Here is a 19,765-nt window from a genome sequence, read left to right on the forward strand (position 1 = left end):
AAACATCTGATACGACGTTCCTGCCTTCTACAATTAATACTATGACTTACTTTGTTTAGTTGGGATATCTTATAAAATGCCTTGAGCCATCATCGCTTTGGCAACCTTCATAAATCCGGCTACGTTTGCACCCTTTACATAATTTACGTATCCATCAGTTTCCGTACCGTATTGAACGCAAGCTGCGTGGATGTTTTTCATGATGCTCTTCAGCTTTTCGTCTACTTCTTCGGAACTCCAACTTAATTTGATAGAGTTCTGCGTCATTTCCAGTCCGGATACGGATACTCCACCGGCATTGGCTGCTTTTCCCGGAGCATACAGGATTTTTGCATCCTGGAATACTTTGATGGCTTCCGGGGTAGAAGGCATGTTGGCACCTTCGCTTACTGCTATACAGCCATTTGCTACCAGTTGACGGGCATGATCACCGTTCAGTTCGTTCTGAGTGGCAGAAGGCAGGGCGATGTCGCACTTTTCACCCCAAGGTTTGGCTCCTTCCACGTATTTGCAGCCGTACTTCTCGGCATATTCGCGGATACGACCCCGGTACAGGTTTTTCAGCTCCATGATGTAATCCAATTTTTCGCGGTCAATACCTTCCGGATCATAAATGTAACCATCGGAATCGGACATGGTGACTACCTTTCCTCCTAGTTCGATCACTTTCTCTGCCGTATACTGGGCTACATTGCCGGCACCTGAGATCAGGCAAACTTTATCTTTCAGGTCTGTTCCTTGGGTTTTCAACATTTCCAACAGGAAATAGATGTTACCATAACCCGTTGCTTCCGGGCGGATCAGTGAACCACCGAATTCACGGCCCTTACCTGTAAAGGTTCCGGTGAATTCATGGGACAGTTTTTTATACATGCCGAACATGAAACCTACTTCTCGTCCACCTACACCGATGTCTCCAGCCGGTACATCGGTTTCAGGACCGATATGACGCCACAGCTCAAGCATGAAAGCTTGCGTGAAGCGCATGACTTCAGCATTTGATTTTCCGCGTGGGGAAAAATCGGAACCACCTTTGCCACCGCCCATAGGCAGGGTGGTCAGGGAATTTTTGAATGTCTGCTCGAAGGCAAGGAATTTAAGGATACTCAGGTTTACGGATGCATGGAAACGGATACCGCCTTTGTACGGACCGATCGCGTTGTTATGCTGTACGCGGTAGCCCATATTTGTTTGCACATTCCCTTTATCGTCTACCCAAGTTACACGAAACTGGTAAACTCTGTCCGGAATACATAGGCGTTCAATCAGATTGGCTTTGTCGAATTCAGGATGTTTGTTGTATTCTTCTTCGATGGTAGCAAGTACTTCTTCTACCGCCTGATGATACTCCGGTTCATTGGGAAACCTTCTCTTCAAATCTTCTAATACCTTAGCTGCATTCATAATTGTATTCTTTTATTAATTTAATGAGGGAATTACGAACGGTGAGCATGTTGCACCGTGTGGTAAATTCCAATTGTATCTGTAGTTTGTAGCTTGTAATCTATAGCTTTATAGCGATTGCAAAAGTAAATATAAAATTCGAACTTACAAACATATTATAAAGAAAAGCGGTATAAAATATGAATTTTGATATTTTATACCGCTAAAAAGGAATAAAACGATACTATTTCTTCTTCTTTAAAGACTTATAGACAGGTATGAATACCAATGCTGCCGAAATGGCAAGCATCACTATCGTTGGACCGTCAATTCGTTCGGCATATACCAATACTATATAGCAAAGTGCGCCCCAAAGAAGGACGATGCAAACGATTTGTGATTTTGATAAGGGTCGTCTCATCGGTTTGCTTTCTTTTTGTCCACGACGGCATCGATTACGGCTACGGATGTGATATTCACAATGTCGCGTACCGAGCTTTCGATATCGGTAAAGTAGATTGGCTTATTAAGTCCCATCTGTATCGGTCCGATGAACTCGGTATCCGGATCCATGGCTTGCAATAACTGATAACCTGCATTTGCCGAACTGAGGTTCGGGAAGATGAGTGTATTGACATCTTTTCCCTTGAGTCGGGTAAAGGGATATTTTGCATCACGCAGGTTGCGGTTCATGGCAAAGTTGACTTGCATTTCACCATCGATAGCCAAGTCCGGACATTCCCTTTGCATTTGTGCCACCGCCTCATGGACTTTCGATGGACTGCCTGCCTGATCGGAACCGAAGTTGGAATAACTCAGCATGGCAATGACGGGAGTGTGGTTGAAGAACCGGACAGTCTGGTCGGCTAACTTTGCAATATCTGTCAAAGTGGTAGTATCCGGATGACGGTTGATAAGCGTATCAGCGAGGAAGTAAGTACCCTTTTTAGAATTCAGGATATGCATGGTTCCGAAATGGTTGAATCCGGGACGGATGCCGATCACTTCTTTGGCTACTTTGATGGTATTGCTGTATTTTGTATACAAGCCTGTGATGAATGCATCGGCATCTCCGGTTTCTACCATCATCATACCGAAATAGTTACGTTCGAACATTTTGTCGTTTGCCTCGTCATAAGTAGCTCCTTCGCGGGCACGCTTTTCAGCCAATATGTGTGCATAGCGTTCGCGGCGTTCTGCTTCGCGGTCATGGCGAAGGTTGACGATTTCAATACCTTCAAGGCTGAGGTCGAGTTCCTTTGCCAGTTTTTCGATCCGTTCCTCGTTGCCTAATATGATAGGATGGCAGATGCCTTCGGATTTTGCTTCTACAGCGGCTTTCAGCATGTTCGGGTGTCCACCTTCGGCGAAGACTACCCGTTGCGGATTACGGCGTGCCGTATCGTATAGCTGGCGGGTAAGCTGAGATTCTTGTCCCATCAGTTCGCGGAGGTGTGTTTTGTAATCCTCCCAGTCCTCGATATTTTTCCGGGCTACACCACTCTCCATGGCGGCCCGTGCCACTGCTACCGAAACTTCTGTAATCAGACGCGGGTCTACCGGTTTCGGAATGAAATATTCAGGACCGAAAGTGAAATTGTTGACATGGTATGCTTCATTCACAATATCGGGTACAGGCTGTTTTGCCAGATTGGCGATGGCATGTACCGCAGCTATTTTCATCTCCTCGTTGATGGCTTTGGATTGAGTGTCGAGAGCCCCGCGGAAGATGTAAGGGAAGCCGATTACATTGTTGATCTGGTTCGGATAATCCGAACGGCCGGTTGCCATCAGTACGTCCGGACGGGCGGACATGGCATCTTCGTAAGAGATTTCCGGTGTCGGGTTGGCGAGAGCGAATACGATAGGCATCGGAGCCATGCTTCGTACCATGTCCTGTGACAATACGTTCCCTTTGGAAAGCCCCAGAAATACGTCCGCACCTTTGATTGCCTCAGCCAAGGTATGGATATCCGTCCGGGAGGTTGCGAAATAACGTTTTTGTTCGTTCAGGTCGGTGCGCTCTTTGCTGATGACACCTTTGCTATCCACCATAACGATATTTTCGAGTCGCGCACCGAGCGATATATACAGTTTCGTACACGATACGGCAGAGGCACCTGCACCGTTTACGACAATTTTAATGTCTTCAATCTTCTTTCCTGCTACTTCAAGGGCGTTGACAAGTCCTGCGCTGGAGATGATGGCCGTACCGTGCTGGTCATCGTGCATCACAGGGATATCGAGTTCTTCTTTCAAACGACGTTCTATCTCGAAGCATTCCGGTGCCTTGATATCTTCCAGATTGATACCACCGAACGTAGGAGCGATGGCTTTCACTGCTTCGATGAATTTTTCCGGATCTTTTTCGTTCACTTCGATGTCGAACACATCGATGCCAGCGTAGATTTTGAAGAGTAGTCCTTTACCCTCCATTACCGGTTTGCCGCTTAATGCGCCTATGTCTCCCAGACCAAGTACGGCAGTACCATTGGAGATTACGGCGACCAGATTGCCTTTTGCCGTATATTTATAAGCATCCTGCGGATTCTTTTCTATTTCAAGACAAGGTTCTGCCACACCGGGCGAATAAGCGAGTGATAAATCGGTTTGTGTACTATAAGGTTTGGTAGGAACTACCTCTATTTTGCCCGGTTTGCCCTGTGAGTGATAGAGCAAAGCGGCTTCTTTGGTTATTTTAGCCATGTTAGTGCGTTTTATTAAAGGTTGTCAATTGTGTGCAAATGTAGGAATAAAAGTTAGAAACTGTAAGTCTGTTTGATGTAAAATCTATTAAATTAATAACAAAAAGGCGCAAAAGGTAGAGGGGAAATCCACTTTTTGTACCTTTATTGTATATATATGCTATCGCTTTAGAAACAGTTTCTTAATCCGGAAGGAAAGTTGACGGCCCTAAGATGTCATACCTGTCGCTTACATTTCTTGTGCGAAGCAATTCTCCGTTTGGCGCATAGAAAAGTTGGTACTTGACATCCACGTTTTGTTGTCCCACTTCGATGGTGTAAATCGGTTCCCATTTCGGAAACTCGGTCAGGGTGACGTCCAGTACTTGCCAGTCGGAATAGGAACCAGCGGCATAGGCGTTGTAAACAGCATCCGGTACACGGTCGGTACTTTCCAGTTCCGTTTGCGTCATCACCCATTGGGCCTGCGCATTGAACCAGACGTTTTTCTCGAGATCACTCAGCATGAAATCGGCACAATAATAACCGTCATCTTGCGACCAGGCTACATCGTTGGCAGCAGGATACATTTCTTTGAAGGCTGCCTGCACATTGGCAAGGGCATAACCGGCAAAGGCAGTGGTAGCTGACATAATGAACAATGCTACCAACAGGTGAAACTTATTTTTTATCATAGTCAAAGCATTTACTCAGGTCAATAAACAGCTTTGGCGATTGCTTTGTTTCAACTTTTATGCAGATTCCGGTATTCTATCGGTGATATCCCTTCCAAACGTTTGAAATATCTGCCGAGGTAGGACTGATCCGGGAATTGCATCCGGTCGGCTATTTCCTGTATGTTGAGTTCCGTGCCTTGCAGCATCACTTTGATCTCGAGCATGGAGAAGTTATCGATGATCTTTTTTGCCGAGTCTCCGGTCACATTTTTGCATATGCCGGTGAGATACTTGGTAGAGATACACAGTTTATCGGCATAAAATGTCACCTCCCTTTCCGTCAGACAGTTTTCGTGAACCATGGCAATGAACTTTTCAAACAGTTGCCGTTGGCGGTCGCCTCCTCCTTCTATCTCCTGCCGTGGGAAGAAACGGTAACATTTATCGTATACGTCCAACAGAAAACTTTGTAAATGGTTACGGGCTATCTGGTATCGGAAACGGTTGTCGATATCAGCGTAAATGCAATTGACGGCATCCATCAATCCATAGATGGATTTGGTGTATTCATCGGGTATCGTATAACAGGGATTTTCTTTCAGGAAGCGGAAGAAGCTGGTGTTAAAACGCAGGCAGGCTTCGCGAAACATCTCACCGTGAAATGCGAAAAGGGAAACTTTGAAATCATCACTCATGCCATCGAGGCTGACAACAGTGTTGGGCAGCAATACGATCTGGGTGTTCTTTACAACTTCGTGTTTTTTCAGATCGATTGTCAACTGTGCCCAACCGTTCAGGCAAAAAAGAATGGTTCCTCCTTCCAGTTTGCACAAACGATTTTTTAATCTGCCCAGGTTGCATGTATCTGCGACAAAGGGTTCATCCAATGTGGCGCTTAATGGGTTTCTTTCTTTCATCTGGTATTCTTATTTTCGCAGCAAATGTAACCGATTTCTCTGAATATATCAGCAGCTTGTTCCGAAAATGAACAAAACTGAGGATGCTATGAAAAGTTTTTATCTACGGAAAGCCTCTACCTTTGCCGCCACGAAAATCATTCGGAAGATAGAGCCGGATGAATGTATCCATCTTTTAAAGAATGTAAATAGGTAAAATGAAGAATCAAGTAGAAAGATTGTGGCTGGTGGGAATGTTTATTTCCTGTTTAGTCCTGTCTGGGTGTAAAGAGGCACCACAGGCACAAATGGAAACCACGTATGAAGTGATGACATTGGCTCCGACCGACCGGGTGTTGTTGAGTAACTATTCGGCAACGATTCGCGGACGGCAGGATATAGAAATTTATCCGCAAGTAGGTGGAACATTGACGAAGGTTTGTGTGACGGAGGGTCAACGGGTGAAAAGCGGACAAGCGTTGTTTATCATCGATCAGGTGCCTTATGAGGCTGCCTTGCAGACTGCATTGGCCAATGTAGAAGCGGCAAAAGCTTCGCTGGCTACTTCCCAACTGACGTATGACAGCAAACAGGAATTATATAAGCAAAATGTAGTTTCCGAATTTGACCTTAGTACGGCAAAGAATTCTTTGCTTGCTGCCAAAGCACAACTGGCACAGGCGAAAGCTCAGGAAGTGAGTGCGCGGAACAATCTCTCCTATACGGTAGTGAAAAGCCCTGCTGACGGAGTGGTGGGAACATTGCCATACCGGGTAGGTGCTTTGGTGAGCGCGAGCCTTCCCGAACCATTGACCACCGTTTCGGACAATTCCGATATGTATGTATACTTCTCCCTGACCGAAAACCAATTGTTAGGATTGATCCGTCAGTACGGATCGAAGGACGAAGCGTTGAAACAGATGCCTGAAATCGACTTGCAGTTGAATGATCGTTCTGCCTATCCGCAAAAGGGGAGGATAGAGACCATCAGCGGGGTGATCGACCGGAATACGGGAACGGTAAGCCTGCGTGCCGTGTTCCCGAATGAGAACGGATTGCTGCATAGCGGTGGTGCGGGTAATGTGATATTGCCGGTACAGAAAACGGATGCATTGGTAATTCCTCAGGTGGCAACTTATGAGATACAGGACAAAGTATATGTGTTCAAAGTGGTCGATGGCAAGGCTCAATCGGCTCACGTACAAGTGACCCGTGTTAACGGAGGGAAAGAATATATCGTGGACAATGGACTGCAAGCAGGCGATAGAATCGTGACCGAAGGTGTCGGGCTGCTCCGTGAAGGTACACCGATCCGGGAAAAGACAACTTCGGAACCTGTTGTCACGGATAATCAAACGAAGGAGGAATAAAAGATGAACCTGAGAACTTTCATTGAACGGCCGGTACTGTCGGCTGTCATCTCTATAACGATTGTCGTTGTCGGGATAATCGGTCTGTTCACTTTACCGGTCGAACAGTATCCGGACATTGCTCCGCCTACCATCATGGTGAGTACCAGTTATTTTGGAGCCAGTGCGGAGACTTTGCAAAAAAGTGTGATCGCTCCTTTGGAGGAGGCTATCAACGGAGTGGAGAATATGACCTACATGACCTCATCGGCAACCAATGCAGGTACGGTTTCCATTACGGTATATTTCGAACAGGGTACCGATCCGGACATGGCAGCGGTAAACGTGCAGAATCGTGTCTCCAAAGCTACCGGACAGCTTCCGGCGGAAGTGACCCAGGTAGGGGTAACAACTTCCAAACGGCAGACGAGCATCTTGCAGATGTTCTCGTTGTACAGTCCTGATGACACTTACGATGAAGCGTTTCTGGCAAACTACATCAGTATCAACCTGAAACCGGAGATTCTTCGTATCAGCGGTGTGGGCGATATGATGATAATGGGTGGCGATTACAGTATGCGTATATGGATGAAACCGGATGTGATGGCTCAGTACAAACTGATTCCGTCCGATGTGACGGCGGTGTTGGCAGAACAGAACGTCGAATCCGCTACCGGCTCTTTTGGAGAAAACTCGGATGAAACCTACCAGTATACGATGAAGTACAAAGGTCGCCGGATCACTCCTGAGGAGTTTGGTGAGATTGTGATCCGTTCTACGGACGATGGCGAAGTTCTGAAATTGAAGGATATTGCCGAATTGGAACTGGGGCAGGAGAGTTATGCTTATAAAGGTTCCACGGACGGTCATAACGGTATTTCCTGTATGGTGTTCCAGACTGCCGGTTCGAATGCAACCGAAGTGAACAATAACATTGACAAGTTTCTGGAAGAAGCCCGGAAAAATCTGCCGAAAGGGGTGGAGCTGGAGCAGATGATGTCGTCAAACGATTTCCTGTATGCCTCTATTCATGAAGTGGTGAAGACATTGATTGAAGCGATTATCCTCGTTATTCTGGTAGTATATGTTTTCTTGCAGGACCTGCGTTCAACGTTGATCCCATTGGTAGGTATCGTGGTTTCACTGGTGGGCACGTTTGCCTTTATGTCGATGGCGGGATTTAGCATCAACCTGATTACGTTGTTTGCCCTTGTGCTGGTGATCGGTACCGTGGTCGATGATGCCATAGTGGTGGTCGAGGCGGTGCAGGCGCGTTTTGATGTAGGTTACAAATCTTCGTATATGGCAAGTATTGATGCCATGAAAGGAATCAGTAATGCTGTCATCACCTCCTCGCTTGTGTTTATGGCGGTATTTATTCCCGTGTCCTTTATGAGCGGTACTTCGGGTACTTTCTATACTCAGTTCGGTCTGACAATGGCTGTTGCCGTTGGTATCTCCGCTGTGAACGCCCTTACATTGAGTCCGGCACTTTGCGCATTACTATTGAAACCTTATATTAATGAAGACGGAACGCAGAAAGATAATTTTGCAGCCCGTTTCCGTAAAGCTTTCAATGCCGCTTTTGACGTGGTATCGGAGAAGTATAAGAATATCGTTCTCTTTTTCATCAAGCGCAGATGGCTCACGTGGTCATTGCTGGCATGTTCTGTTGCATTGCTCATCTTCTTCATGAATACCACGAAGACCAGTCTGGTGCCCGATGAAGATCAGGGAGTTGTGTTTGTGAATGTGAGTACGGCTGCCGGCAGTTCCTTGAAAACCACCAACGATGTGATTGAACGCATTGAACAACGTCTGCAAGCCATCCCGCAAGTAAAACATGTGCAAAAGGTGGCTGGTTACGGATTGCTTTCCGGTCAGGGAAGTTCGTTCGGTATGTTGATCCTGAAGTTGAAACCTTGGGATGAGCGTCCTGAGAAGGAAGACCATGTACAGGCAGTCATCGGACAAGTGTACGGCTGTACAGCGGATATCAAAGATGCCACCGTCTTTGCCATCTCTCCGGGTATGATTCCCGGCTACGGTATGGGTAACGCCCTTGAGCTTCACATGCAGGATAAACAAGGTGGTGATGTGAATACGTTCTTCCAGACCACGCAACAGTATCTGGGTGCGTTGAATCAACGTCCGGAGATCGCCATGGCTTACTCTACGTTCGATGTACGCTATCCGCAGTGGATGGTTGAGGTCGATCCTGCCAAGTGCAAACGTGCCGGCATCACATCCGACCAGGTACTCAGTACGCTTTCGGGATATTATGGCGGCCAGTATGTATCCAACTTCAACCGTTTCTCAAAAGTATATAAGGTGATGATACAGTCCGATCCTAAATATCGTTTGGACGAATCATCGTTGAACAATACTTTTGTGCGTATGTCCAACGGGGAGATGGCTCCGCTCAGTCAGTTCGTAACGCTGACCCGCGTGTATGGAGCCGAGTCGTTGAGCCGTTTCAATATGTACAACTCCATAGCGGTGAATGCGATGCCTGCCGATGGTTACAGTACGGGTGACGCCATCCGTGCCGTACAGGAAACGGCCGAAACGGCTCTTCCCAAAGGATACGGTTATGATTACGGAGGCATCACCCGTGAGGAAAATCAGCAAAGCGGTACCACGGCTATCATTTTCGGTATCTGCTTCCTGATGATCTACCTCATTCTGAGTGCCCTGTACGAAAGTTTCCTGATTCCGTTTGCCGTATTGTTGAGCGTACCGTGCGGTTTGATGGGTAGTTTTCTCTTTGCCCGCATGTTCGGACTGGAAAACAATATCTATCTGCAAACGGGACTTATCATGTTGATTGGTCTGCTTGCCAAGACAGCCATTCTGTTGACGGAGTATGCAGCCGAACGCCGTAAAGCAGGTATGGGACTGATTGCATCAGCGTTGAGTGCTGCCAAGGCTCGTCTGCGTCCTATTCTGATGACGGCATTGACTATGATTTTCGGTTTGTTCCCGTTGATCGTGGCTACCGGAGTGGGTGCGAATGGTAACCGTTCTCTGGGTACCGGTGCAGTAGGTGGTATGGTGATCGGTACGCTGGCACTGCTCTTCATTGTGCCGTCGCTCTTCATCGCCTTCCAATGGTTGCAGGAACGTGTACGCCCGGTACAGGCTGAACCTTCCCACGATTGGCAGATCGAGGAAGAAAAAGTGGAAAGTGACCGGGAAAAGAAAGAAGCCGGAAAGGAATAATTGTTTACGCTTCCATACCCCGGTGACGAACGGCTTGGAGGGCACCGATGAAGGCCTCCTTCCTCACCGATGAACACCCTCTTCATCGGTGATCAAGAGGGCGTTCATCGGTGAGGAACAAATGACTGCCTGATTGGATTGAATATCAGTCTTTTAAAAAGTTGAATCCTGCGTAATGCCGGAAATCCTTATAGTTATATTATTTAACAAATAGATAAAAGAAAAATGAGAAAACAACTTCTATTGCTTACGGTTGCTGTCTTTACGTTAAGCAGCTGTGGCATTTACTCAAAATATAAACCAGTTGCGGAAGTACCGGACGGACTCTACGGGGATACGGAAGAGTTGGCTGCCGATACGTCGAACTTCGGGAACCTTTCCTGGAGGGAAGTCTTTACCGATCCTTATCTGCAAGCACTGATAGACTCGGCACTTGCACGTAATACCGATTTGCAGACCGCCCAGCTAAAGGTGAAGGAAGCGGAAGCCTCCCTGATGACTTCCAAACTGTCCTATCTGCCTTCCTTGTTTTTAGCTCCCGAAGGGGCTATAAGCAGTTTCGACGGGGCGAAAGCCTCTAAGACTTATTCATTGCCTGCGACCGCTTCTTGGGAGATCGATCTTTTCGGACGGTTGACAAATGCAAAACGCCGTGCAAAAGCCGCCTTGTTGCAGACCCGTGAATACAAACAGGCTGTACAGACACAATTGATTGCGGCCGTGTCTAATATGTATTACACTTTGTTGATGCTCGATGCCCAATATGAAATAGCTACGGCTACCGAAGAAGTCTGGAAGCAGAGTGTGGATGCCACCCGCGCCATGAAAGCGGCCGGGATGGTGACCGAAGCCGGATTGGCGCAAACCGAAGGTACATACTATAACATATGCACAACCGTTCTTGACCTGAAAGAACAGATCAACCAGACTCAAAACAGCCTGTCATTACTTCTGGCTGAAGTGCCCCATGACATTCAGCGGGGCAAACTTGCAGGACAGGTACTTCCCGAATCCTTTCATACGGGTATCCCTTTGCAGATGCTTTCCAATCGCCCGGACGTGCGCAGTGCCGAATTGTCTCTGGCACAGGCATACTATACGACCAATGCAGCCCGTTCGGCTTTTTATCCCTCCATTACTTTGGGCGGAAGTGCGGGGTGGACGAATAGTGCCGGATCGATGATTGTCAATCCGGGCAAACTTTTGGCTTCGGTATTCGGTTCTTTGACACAACCTCTATTCAACAAAGGGGCTAACATTGCCCAGTTGAAGATAGCGAAAGCTCAACAGGAAGAAGCGCGTTTGTCTTTTCAGCAGACTTTGCTTGCAGCAGGAAGCGAAGTGAACGATGCCTTGACGCAGGTACAGACAGCCCGCAACAAGTCGTTGCTTTTTGAGAAACAAGTAGGTTCCTTGGAAAATGCCGCACGTAGCACCAGCCTGCTGATGAAGCATGGCAATACGACCTATTTGGAAGTATTGACTGCCCAGCAGACATTGCTGAACGCCCAGCTCTCTCAGGTTGCCAATCGATTTACCGAAATTCAGGGAATCATCACGTTGTATCAGGCGCTTGGTGGCGGTAGAATGTAAAACAGATAGGAAAGAGGATATAATATGATGAAAGCCGAAACCGTCCGCCGTTCAGTTGTGGATTATACAAAGCAGGAGATGATTCGGCAGGGAGTCACTCGTCTGACAATGGACACGATTGCCCAGGGATTGGGGATGTCGAAGCGGACGCTCTATCAACTTTTTCCCGGGAAGGTGTGTCTGGTACAGATTTGCCTAGGGGACATTTCGGGTGAAAAGAGACGTCTTTTGTTACAGTACGAGGACAGTAGCCGTTCATGCATCGAGACCCTCTTCGATGTTGCCCGCGAATACGTCGTATTGATTCATTATTTAGGGAGAACACTCTTGACCGATCTGACCGTAGATATAGATTACCAGCCGTTCGTGAAACGGGAAGAGGCATTTTGGTTGCAACAGTTTGTCGATGCGCTGAACCGTTGCAAGGCATGTGGGTATCTGTTGCCCGGCACCGATCCCGACCGTTTTTCATATGACCTGACTACCAATATTTATGAAAACTGTCTGCGCGGTGTCTCTTATACCGCACAACGTTTTTTCTGCCGGGCGTTGTTGCGTGGTATCTTCCGTGCGGATGCCATTCCGGCAATTGATGAAAACCTGGAGCAGTACATACCTGTTTCATGTAGCTGATAGTTGGATGATAATCGGTCTGTCCGATTGTTTCAGGTATAAAATCAGCCGGCATGTCCTTTTCATTGGATGTGCCGGCTTTTACTTTTGATAAGACGGGGGGCTAAAAATCACTCTCTCCGTCACGAAATACGTTTAAGCATTCAACGCTTGTTCGATATCTGCAATGATGTCATCGGCATTTTCTATGCCTACGGAGAGACGGATGAGGTCGGGGCGTACACCGGCTTCTATCAATTGTTCGTCCGTCAACTGACGGTGCGTATGACTGGCCGGATGCAGGACGCAGGTACGGGCATCGGCCACGTGTGTAACGATGGCAGCCAGTTTCAATGAGTCCATAAATTTGATAGACAGTTCGCGTCCGCCTTTCAATCCGAAAGAAATGACACCGCATGAACCGTCCGGTAGATACTTTTGCGCCCGTTCATAATATTTATTTCCCGGCAGACCGCAATAATTCACCCACGCAACCTTCTCATTTTTAGAAAGATATTCGGCTACCTTCTGGGCATTGCGGCAATGTTGCGGCACGCGGAGATGGAGCGTTTCCAGTCCCAGGTTCAGCAAGAAAGCATTCATGGGGCTTTGAATACTGCCTAAGTCGCGCATCAGTTGTGCGGTAGCTTTTGTCATATAAGCCATTTTTCCAAATGCTTTTGTATATGTCAGTCCGTGATAGGATTCATCCGGTGTGCATAGCCCGGGGAACTTGTCAGCATGTGCATCCCAGTCGAAATTCCCACTGTCTACGATGCAACCGCCCACGCTGGTGGCATGTCCGTCCATGTATTTGGTGGTAGAATGAACCACGATGTCCGCCCCCCATTCAAACGGACGGCAGTTGATCGGAGTGGGGAAGGTGTTGTCTATGATCAAAGGTACACCATGGCTGTGCGCGATACGGGCGAATTTTTCAATGTCCAGCACTTCCAGGGAAGGATTGGAGATTGTTTCTCCGAACAAGGCTTTCGTGTTAGGACGGAACGCGGCTGAAATTTCCTCTTCGCTGGCATCCGGATGTACGAAAGTTACATCGATTCCGAGTTTCTTCATGGTAACACCGAAAAGGTTGAACGTTCCGCCGTAGATCGCTGAGGAACAAACGAAATGATCACCTGCCTGGCAAATGTTGAAGATAGCATAGAAATTGGCTGCCTGACCACTGGAAGTCAGCATGGCACCTACGCCCCCTTCGAGTGCGGCTATTTTGGCAGCCACGGCATCATTGGTCGGGTTTTGCAGGCGGGTATAGAAATAACCGCTGTCTTCAAGATCGAAAAGACGCGCCATCTGTTCACTCGTTTCATACTTGAAAGTAGTACTTTGATAGATTGGCAGCACACGCGGCTCGCCCTTTTTGGGAGTCCATCCTGCCTGTACGCAGAGGGTTTCGGGCTTGAATTGTTTGGTCATAATTGTATAGGGTTTATATGATTTTGTTACTTAAAAAATGATATCGGTGCAAAAGTAGAGAAAATAATTGGTATAAAAGACTATCTTTGTGACGGAAAAGAGCAAAAAACATTGCAAAGTAACAAAGCTTGATATTTTCTTAAAATGGCAGATTCAAAGACAGACAACTATATGAAACATAAGCTATGCCTTCTTTTGTTTTTCGGCTTTTTGTTCGTTGCACCCGGCTTGTGGGCACAGCAAAAAGCAACACCGAAGGCAGGTGAGGGCATTTCATCCTTCCTTTTACGCCATAATCGTAATCCAAAGAAATACTACAATGATTTTGTGGAACTGAATAAGGCGAAATTAGGAAAGAACCGGGAATTGAAACTGGGAGTTATGTACCTGATACCTTCCGTTAAAAAATCCACTTCCTCAAAAGGTGAGGCGAAAACGGAAGCAGCTGTTCCGAAGCGTCCTCTCCGTTCGGAAGTCAACGAGCCGTTATTCGGCAAATGGCTGGCAAATGTCAAGGTGACTTCCAACCGTTTGGCCGGTACTTGCTTCTATGTGGTCAGTGGGCATGGAGGACCTGATCCTGGAGCTATCGGACGGGTGGGAAAACATGAATTGCATGAGGACGAATATGCTTATGACATTGCTTTGCGTCTGGCGCGCAATCTGATGCAGGAAGGTGCGGAAGTGCGCATCATTATTCAAGATGCGAAAGATGGTATCCGTGACGATGCTTACCTGTCGAACAGCAAACGCGAAACATGTATGGGCGATCCTATCCCTTTGAATCAGGTGCAACGCTTGCAACAACGCTGTGACAAGATCAATGCGCATTATCGTAAAGACCGCAAGAATTATAGATATTGCCGGGCCATCTTCATCCATGTGGATAGCCGCAGCAAGGGCAAACAGACGGATGTCTTTTTCTACCACTCCAACCGTAACCGCAAAGTGGAGAGTAAACGGTTGGCAAACAATATGAAGGATTTGTTTGAGTCTAAATACGGCAAGCACCAACCTAACCGCGGATTTTCCGGTACGGTGAGCGGACGTAATCTGTATGTCTTGAGTCATACTACTCCCGTTTCTGTTTTTGTTGAACTGGGGAACATTCAGAACACGTTCGACCAGCGGCGCCTTGTGATTCCTTCCAATCGCCAGGCATTGGCAAAGTGGTTGATGGAGGGCTTTATAAAGGATTATAAGTAGGGGAGACGGTTATTGAATAGGAAGCTCATAAAAGGTGGGTGATTTGACTATTTTATACCAATATTTATGCTTGTCTGACTATATGCTCTTATTATCTTTTTATTGCTTACCAATCACTTGAACGAAATCTTCGAAATAGCATTGGATAATGTTGCTTCTAGTGGAAAAAGGAGAAAATAAGATGGTTTAGCATCTCAAATAACTATAATTGGCGGATGAAATAACCATATCTATCGGATGAAATAACCATATCCAACATATCAAGTAACCATATCTATTGGATGAAGTAGCTATTTCCAACGGATTGAGTAGCTATTTCTATCAAATCAAGCTTTGATTTCTGTGAAATATACTCTTTTTTTCTTTTCCTTTTTTTCTATTTGTCTTCTTTCGGTGAAACTCTTCTTACTGATAAAATGAAACTATAAGTTTATAATAGCACTCGTTTGGAAATAATGATATCATAAGCCATGTATTATGTTGCTTATTCCTTTGTTTTTCTGACAAAGCGGAAAATGCTGATTGCTCTACATTACGTTTTTTCCAATCGCACTCACCTTTGACCGGGATTATGCTTCTTACGGTGTGCAAGAAATGCAAACTGTCAAAATGAAACATGTAGTTGTTGCAACTTCTTTTATCCTGTGCATTTGTCCCAATGGTTGCTTGTAATGGCAACCACATAAGTCCTTTCCGGTGAATGATTAAAGGAATCATTTTTCCGGAGGCAAAGTTAATATTTTATCCTGTACGGTATATATTATCATTAATCTTCTTCAAATGGTTAACCATAATGCCTCTTTTTTGTTATAGAGCTGAATATATAATATTAAAACGAAAAGATTATGGAAGATTTTTCTGGAATGTCGTCTGACCGGTTGTCAACCCGTGAACGCAAGAACCTTGATACTTCCGAGTTTGGAATTCCCGAACTCAGGGAGTTTCCAATTCCCGATGCTGCCCACGTAAGAGCGGCAGAAGCTTATTTTAGGTATGCTCCCGAAGAGTATAAAGCCCAGTTAGCCCGCAACATTTTGGCTAAGGCACAATTGTTCGGAGTGAATGTGAAAAGTCCGACTATTCTGGAATGGGCGGAAAAATAAAACGATTTGCTCTATGAAACAGATTTTAGCTCTTGGACTACTTATATTGGGCGGCTTGTGCCCTGTCGATGCTTGTACGGGCATCTCTTTTACAGCAAAAGACGGTGCGTATGTGCAGGCACGGACGATCGAGTGGGGGGATAGTTATCTTCCCAGCGAATATGTCATCATTCCCCGGGGAGAACCACTCGTGTCGTATACTCCCACGGGGGTGAACGGTATGCAGTTTCGCTCCAAATACGGTGTGGTGGGACTTGCAATTATCCAGAAGGAATTTATTGCCGAAGGATTGAATGAAGCCGGTTTGTCGGCAGGTTTGTTTTATTTTCCACGGTATGGCGGTTATCAGCCTTATGATGCCCGTGAAAATAGCCGTACATTATCCGATTTGCAGGTAGTGGCGTGGCTGTTATCGCAATTTTCTACCATAGATGAAGTGAAGGAGGCCTTGTCCGATGTCCGTATCGTATCCATTGATGAACCCGGTGCCACTTCTACCGTACATTGGCGTATCGGTGATGCCAGTGGAAAACAGGTCGTTTTGGAGATAGAAGACGGAGTTCCCCATTTTTATGATAATAAAGTAGGGGTACTGACTAATTCGCCCGGTTTCCCTTGGCAAGTAACTAATCTGAATAATTATGTCAATCTCTTTCCCGGAGCCGCACCTGCGCAACATCTTTCCGGGGTTACACTGGCACCTTTCGGGGCAGGTTCCGGTTTCCTGGGAATACCGGGGGACGTAACGCCTCCTTCCCGTTTTGTCCGTGCTGCATTTTATAAAGCGACTGCGCCTGAATGCGCCACCGGACAGGAAACAGTGTTGCAGTGTTTTCATATTCTGAATAATTTTGATATTCCCGTCGGGATTGAGCATCCCCTTGGAAAAGCACCGGATATTCCCAGTGCTACACAGTGGACTTCCGCTATCGATCTGACGAACCGGAAAGTGTACTATAAGACCTCTTATAATAACACTATACGGTGCATCGATCTCAAAGGGATTGATTTTGGCAAGGTGGAATACCAATCCCATCCGTTGGATAGAGAGAGGGTACAGCCGGTAGAGAAAATCGAAGTGAGATAAGATCGAAGTTCTTAAACAGGCTCACGGCTTATGCGGTTCTTTTCCTTATAGTTAAAAGTAATGTACTGACGGCACATATCAGGATAATGACGGAGGTTGTGATAAGCATATTCCCCAAACCTGCTAATGGAGAACATATTCCTCCTGCTAGGAATGCCATGAATCCGAGAACGGCAGAGGCGTAACCGGAATTCTCTCGTACCGGTTCCAATGCCAGTGCCGTGGTGGTAGGCAATATCATTCCCATACATACCAACAGGAGGAAGAGTGCTGTCTCTACTGCATAGACGGAACTTCCGGAGAGTAGCGTAGCAGCTACCAGAATACTCATCAAAAGGAATCCGCTTACACCGGTGGACAGCGCTTTTTCTACTTTCGGAAAGTATGTGGTAAGTAGAGAGCCTGCCATGATGCCCAGTGCATTGATTCCAAAACAAATGCTATAAGTGAGTGATGACAGTCCGTAATGTTTCTGGAAGATGAAGGGAGAGGCGGCAATGTAAGTGAACATTACTCCCATAACTAAGGTTTGCGCCAATACGTAACGCATAAAATGACGATTGCGCAATATCGGTATATAGGCTTTTGCAGTACTGCTTGAAGAATTTTGAACGGGCGTTTGCAACGATTCATGAAAATGGATGGTTGTCAGTAATAAAATAAGCCCGATGATCAACAAGGTTAAAAAGATTCCACGCCAGTCTGTCACCAAGAGTAATACTCCTCCTAAGACGGGGGCAAATATCGGAGCCAAACCTTGTACGCTACTCAACATAGAGAAGAACCGGGCGAGTTGCTTTCCTTCGTACAAGTCGGTGGCGATGGATTTAGAAATGACTACTCCCCCTGCTCCAGCTATTCCTTGGATAAAGCGAAAAAGAAGAAAGCTTCCTATGTTTGTGGATATCAGGCAGGCAATGGTGGAAACAATAAAAAGAACCAAAGAGAGTATCAAGGGAGGTTTACGTCCGTAACGATCGCTGATTGGTCCGATCAATAACTGTCCTGTCGCCAGTCCTATCATGCTTACGGTCAGTGTCAACTGTACCATAAAGGTGGAAGTGCCGAAATACTCACTCAACTCCGGCAGCGCAGGTAAATAGAAATCGGTAACGAAAGGTCCGAATGCTGAAATCATTCCGACCAATATCAAGATATATAAATAAGAATTAGCTGTTCTGACATTCATAATCATCGTTTTTTGTTCCGTGCAAAGTACGGGACAAAAAACCGGATGTCTCTGTTCTTTTTGGTAACGGTATTGGGCTTATTGTTACTGTTTGGAGATGTTCAGGTGCAGGTCATGCAGACAGGCTTTTATTTCTTCTTTGCTTCCTATATGCTTTCCCGGATCGTCCGATAGCTTCACACATTCGCGCCATTCCTGATTGGCGTTCATTTTGCATTGGGTCAGTTTCATCACGATGTTCGAAGGTTTGAACCCCGTATCGTTCGTCAGGTTGGTGCCGATACCAAAAGCGCACCGGATTTTCTCTCGGCAATAGTTTTGTATATCAATCGCTTTCTCAAAATCAAGAGCATTGCTGAACACAATGGTTTTGGTTGTAGGGTCGATCCCGAGTTCTTTATAGCGTGCGGTCAGCTTGTCTATGAATTCGAACTCGTCGCCCGAATCACAGCGTACCCCATCGAAAAGCTTGGCTTGTTTTCGGCTCAGGTTATTGAGGAACACATCGGAGGTGTAGGTATCGGACAGGGCAATCCCTAAATCACCATCGTAAACATTCACCCAGTTTTCAAGTGCCATATAGTTGGCGTGTTTATAACCGAACTGAGCCCCGTGAAACATAAACCATTCATGCGGATGAGTCCCCATCATCTTCATGTCATATTTCATGGCGAAATGACAATTGGATGTCCCGGTGAAATTAAGGGAGGTCCTTTTCAGATGGGCGATTACTTTATCCTGTACTTCATACGAGAATCTTCTCCTCGTGCCGAACTCCGAGAAGGGTAACTGATGTTGGTTTGAAAGCATGACCTTTTCTAAAAGCTTACAAATAATATTGCTCGTATCGGCTACATTTCCCAAAATCTCATTCTTTATTTCCGAGACGATGGCAAGCAAGGGTACTTCGTAAAGGGTAGCTTTATAAAGATAATCTGTTATTTCAATATTCAGATGCCGTCCTTTGTCCAGATGGATTTTTATTTTATCCGGTTCGAATCGAAAAGAGGAGAGCCATTCCCAGTAAACCCTGGGGAGAAAGCGACAGTTATTCGTCATGTACTCCAGTTCTCTTTCGCTCAGCTTTACATTTTTCAGGTCACCGATTGCTTCCGAGAGTTTCAATACGAAGTCTTTGGTATAAACAGTTTCGTCCCTGTCTCTAAAGCTGAAAGTTCCTATTGCGGAAGGAAATAATTTAATATAAGCATACGAAGTTGTGAACTTATACAGATCGGTATCAAGTATTGTATTGATTATCATTACACCATAGTTTTATCTAAAAACGCAACAAAGATACTATTTGTTGTGTAAAGTGTATCGAGAA

At 46.1% G+C, this 19,765-nt stretch carries 15 protein-coding genes; 7 read left to right on the plus strand and 8 right to left on the minus strand.

All coding sequences use genetic code 11. The annotated features are described in order from the left end of the window. Positions 1 to 69 precede the first annotated feature (69 nt). The 5 genes from H8744_RS09955 to H8744_RS09975 all read right to left on the minus strand — a co-directional run bounded on the left by H8744_RS09955 (position 70) and on the right by H8744_RS09975 (position 5,661). Complete coding sequence (locus H8744_RS09955) at positions 70 to 1,404, minus strand: NADP-specific glutamate dehydrogenase (protein WP_262434688.1); 1,335 nt, start codon at positions 1,402 to 1,404, stop codon at positions 70 to 72. Positions 1,405 to 1,627: 223 nt separating this feature from the next. Then, positions 1,628 to 1,804, minus strand: a complete 177-nt coding sequence (locus H8744_RS09960) for a hypothetical protein (RefSeq protein WP_262434689.1) — start codon at positions 1,802 to 1,804, stop codon at positions 1,628 to 1,630. Then, a complete protein-coding gene (locus H8744_RS09965) occupies positions 1,801 to 4,089 on the minus strand; it encodes an NADP-dependent malic enzyme (protein ID WP_262434690.1) in 2,289 nt (762 codons plus the stop codon). Before H8744_RS09965 ends, H8744_RS09960 begins: the two co-directional genes overlap by 4 nt. 181 nt (positions 4,090 to 4,270) lie before the next feature. After that, a complete protein-coding gene (locus H8744_RS09970; protein WP_262434691.1) occupies positions 4,271 to 4,762 on the minus strand; it encodes a PepSY-like domain-containing protein in 492 nt (163 codons plus the stop codon). Positions 4,763 to 4,812: 50 nt separating this feature from the next. Next, positions 4,813 to 5,661, minus strand: a complete 849-nt coding sequence (locus tag H8744_RS09975; protein ID WP_262434692.1) for a helix-turn-helix domain-containing protein — start codon at positions 5,659 to 5,661, stop codon at positions 4,813 to 4,815. Between the two features lie 197 nt (positions 5,662 to 5,858). Between H8744_RS09975 and H8744_RS09980 the strand changes: the two genes are divergently transcribed. From H8744_RS09980 to H8744_RS09995, 4 genes are all read left to right on the plus strand, one after another. Further along, complete coding sequence (locus H8744_RS09980) at positions 5,859 to 7,010, plus strand: efflux RND transporter periplasmic adaptor subunit (protein ID WP_262434693.1); 1,152 nt, start codon at positions 5,859 to 5,861, stop codon at positions 7,008 to 7,010. A gap of 3 nt (positions 7,011 to 7,013) precedes the next feature. Further along, positions 7,014 to 10,211 (plus strand): efflux RND transporter permease subunit, encoded by a 3,198-nt coding sequence (locus H8744_RS09985; RefSeq protein WP_262434694.1) that lies wholly within the window; start codon positions 7,014 to 7,016, stop codon positions 10,209 to 10,211. A 225-nt stretch (positions 10,212 to 10,436) separates the two neighbouring features. After that, positions 10,437 to 11,804 carry a TolC family protein gene (locus H8744_RS09990; RefSeq protein ID WP_262434695.1) on the plus strand — a complete coding sequence of 456 codons (1,368 nt, stop codon included), beginning with the start codon at positions 10,437 to 10,439 and terminating at the stop codon, positions 11,802 to 11,804. Between the two features lie 24 nt (positions 11,805 to 11,828). Continuing rightward, positions 11,829 to 12,437: a TetR/AcrR family transcriptional regulator gene (locus H8744_RS09995; protein WP_262434696.1), complete on the plus strand. Its 609-nt coding sequence runs from the start codon at positions 11,829 to 11,831 to the stop codon at positions 12,435 to 12,437. Between the two features lie 135 nt (positions 12,438 to 12,572). Here H8744_RS09995 and H8744_RS10000 read toward each other — a convergent pair whose 3' ends face one another. Next, positions 12,573 to 13,853 carry an O-acetylhomoserine aminocarboxypropyltransferase/cysteine synthase family protein gene (locus tag H8744_RS10000; protein WP_262434697.1) on the minus strand — a complete coding sequence of 427 codons (1,281 nt, stop codon included), beginning with the start codon at positions 13,851 to 13,853 and terminating at the stop codon, positions 12,573 to 12,575. Between the two features lie 171 nt (positions 13,854 to 14,024). On the opposite strand from H8744_RS10000, the gene H8744_RS10005 reads away from it, so the two are divergent. The 3 genes from H8744_RS10005 (at position 14,025) to H8744_RS10015 (ending at position 17,249) form a co-directional block, all read left to right on the plus strand. Further along, complete coding sequence (locus H8744_RS10005; RefSeq protein WP_262434698.1) at positions 14,025 to 15,059, plus strand: N-acetylmuramoyl-L-alanine amidase family protein; 1,035 nt, start codon at positions 14,025 to 14,027, stop codon at positions 15,057 to 15,059. 845 nt (positions 15,060 to 15,904) lie between these two features. Further along, entirely contained in the window at positions 15,905 to 16,162 is a 258-nt protein-coding gene (locus tag H8744_RS10010; protein WP_262434699.1) for a hypothetical protein, read from the plus strand. Positions 16,163 to 16,175: 13 nt separating this feature from the next. Further along, positions 16,176 to 17,249: a linear amide C-N hydrolase gene (locus H8744_RS10015; protein ID WP_262434700.1), complete on the plus strand. Its 1,074-nt coding sequence runs from the start codon at positions 16,176 to 16,178 to the stop codon at positions 17,247 to 17,249. A 28-nt stretch (positions 17,250 to 17,277) separates the two neighbouring features. On the opposite strand, the gene H8744_RS10020 is transcribed toward H8744_RS10015, so the two are convergent. Both H8744_RS10020 and pncB read right to left on the minus strand, forming a co-directional pair. Beyond that, entirely contained in the window at positions 17,278 to 18,438 is a 1,161-nt protein-coding gene (locus tag H8744_RS10020; protein ID WP_262434701.1) for a multidrug effflux MFS transporter, read from the minus strand. An 84-nt stretch (positions 18,439 to 18,522) separates the two neighbouring features. Next, entirely contained in the window at positions 18,523 to 19,701 is a 1,179-nt protein-coding gene (gene pncB / locus H8744_RS10025) for a nicotinate phosphoribosyltransferase (RefSeq protein ID WP_262434702.1), read from the minus strand. Positions 19,702 to 19,765: the final 64 nt, after the last annotated feature.

Origin of the sequence: Jilunia laotingensis (assembly GCF_014385165.1) — a bacterium.
GTDB lineage: Bacteria > Bacteroidota > Bacteroidia > Bacteroidales > Bacteroidaceae > Bacteroides > Bacteroides laotingensis.

Bases quoted from the DNA above. Each gene is read 5' to 3' on its own strand.
- H8744_RS09955 (WP_262434688.1), bottom strand. From the start codon at position 1,404: ATGAATGCAGCTAAGGTATTAGAAGATTTGAAGAGAAGGTTTCCCAAT.
- H8744_RS09960 (WP_262434689.1), bottom strand. From the start codon at position 1,804: ATGAGACGACCCTTATCAAAATCACAAATCGTTTGCATCGTCCTTCTT.
- H8744_RS09965 (WP_262434690.1), bottom strand. From the start codon at position 4,089: ATGGCTAAAATAACCAAAGAAGCCGCTTTGCTCTATCACTCACAGGGC.
- H8744_RS09970 (WP_262434691.1), bottom strand. From the start codon at position 4,762: ATGATAAAAAATAAGTTTCACCTGTTGGTAGCATTGTTCATTATGTCA.
- H8744_RS09975 (WP_262434692.1), bottom strand. From the start codon at position 5,661: ATGAAAGAAAGAAACCCATTAAGCGCCACATTGGATGAACCCTTTGTC.
- H8744_RS09980 (WP_262434693.1), top strand. From the start codon at position 5,859: ATGAAGAATCAAGTAGAAAGATTGTGGCTGGTGGGAATGTTTATTTCC.
- H8744_RS09985 (WP_262434694.1), top strand. From the start codon at position 7,014: ATGAACCTGAGAACTTTCATTGAACGGCCGGTACTGTCGGCTGTCATC.
- H8744_RS09990 (WP_262434695.1), top strand. From the start codon at position 10,437: ATGAGAAAACAACTTCTATTGCTTACGGTTGCTGTCTTTACGTTAAGC.
- H8744_RS09995 (WP_262434696.1), top strand. From the start codon at position 11,829: ATGATGAAAGCCGAAACCGTCCGCCGTTCAGTTGTGGATTATACAAAG.
- H8744_RS10000 (WP_262434697.1), bottom strand. From the start codon at position 13,853: ATGACCAAACAATTCAAGCCCGAAACCCTCTGCGTACAGGCAGGATGG.
- H8744_RS10005 (WP_262434698.1), top strand. From the start codon at position 14,025: ATGAAACATAAGCTATGCCTTCTTTTGTTTTTCGGCTTTTTGTTCGTT.
- H8744_RS10010 (WP_262434699.1), top strand. From the start codon at position 15,905: ATGGAAGATTTTTCTGGAATGTCGTCTGACCGGTTGTCAACCCGTGAA.
- H8744_RS10015 (WP_262434700.1), top strand. From the start codon at position 16,176: ATGAAACAGATTTTAGCTCTTGGACTACTTATATTGGGCGGCTTGTGC.
- H8744_RS10020 (WP_262434701.1), bottom strand. From the start codon at position 18,438: ATGAATGTCAGAACAGCTAATTCTTATTTATATATCTTGATATTGGTC.
- pncB (WP_262434702.1), bottom strand. From the start codon at position 19,701: ATGATAATCAATACAATACTTGATACCGATCTGTATAAGTTCACAACT.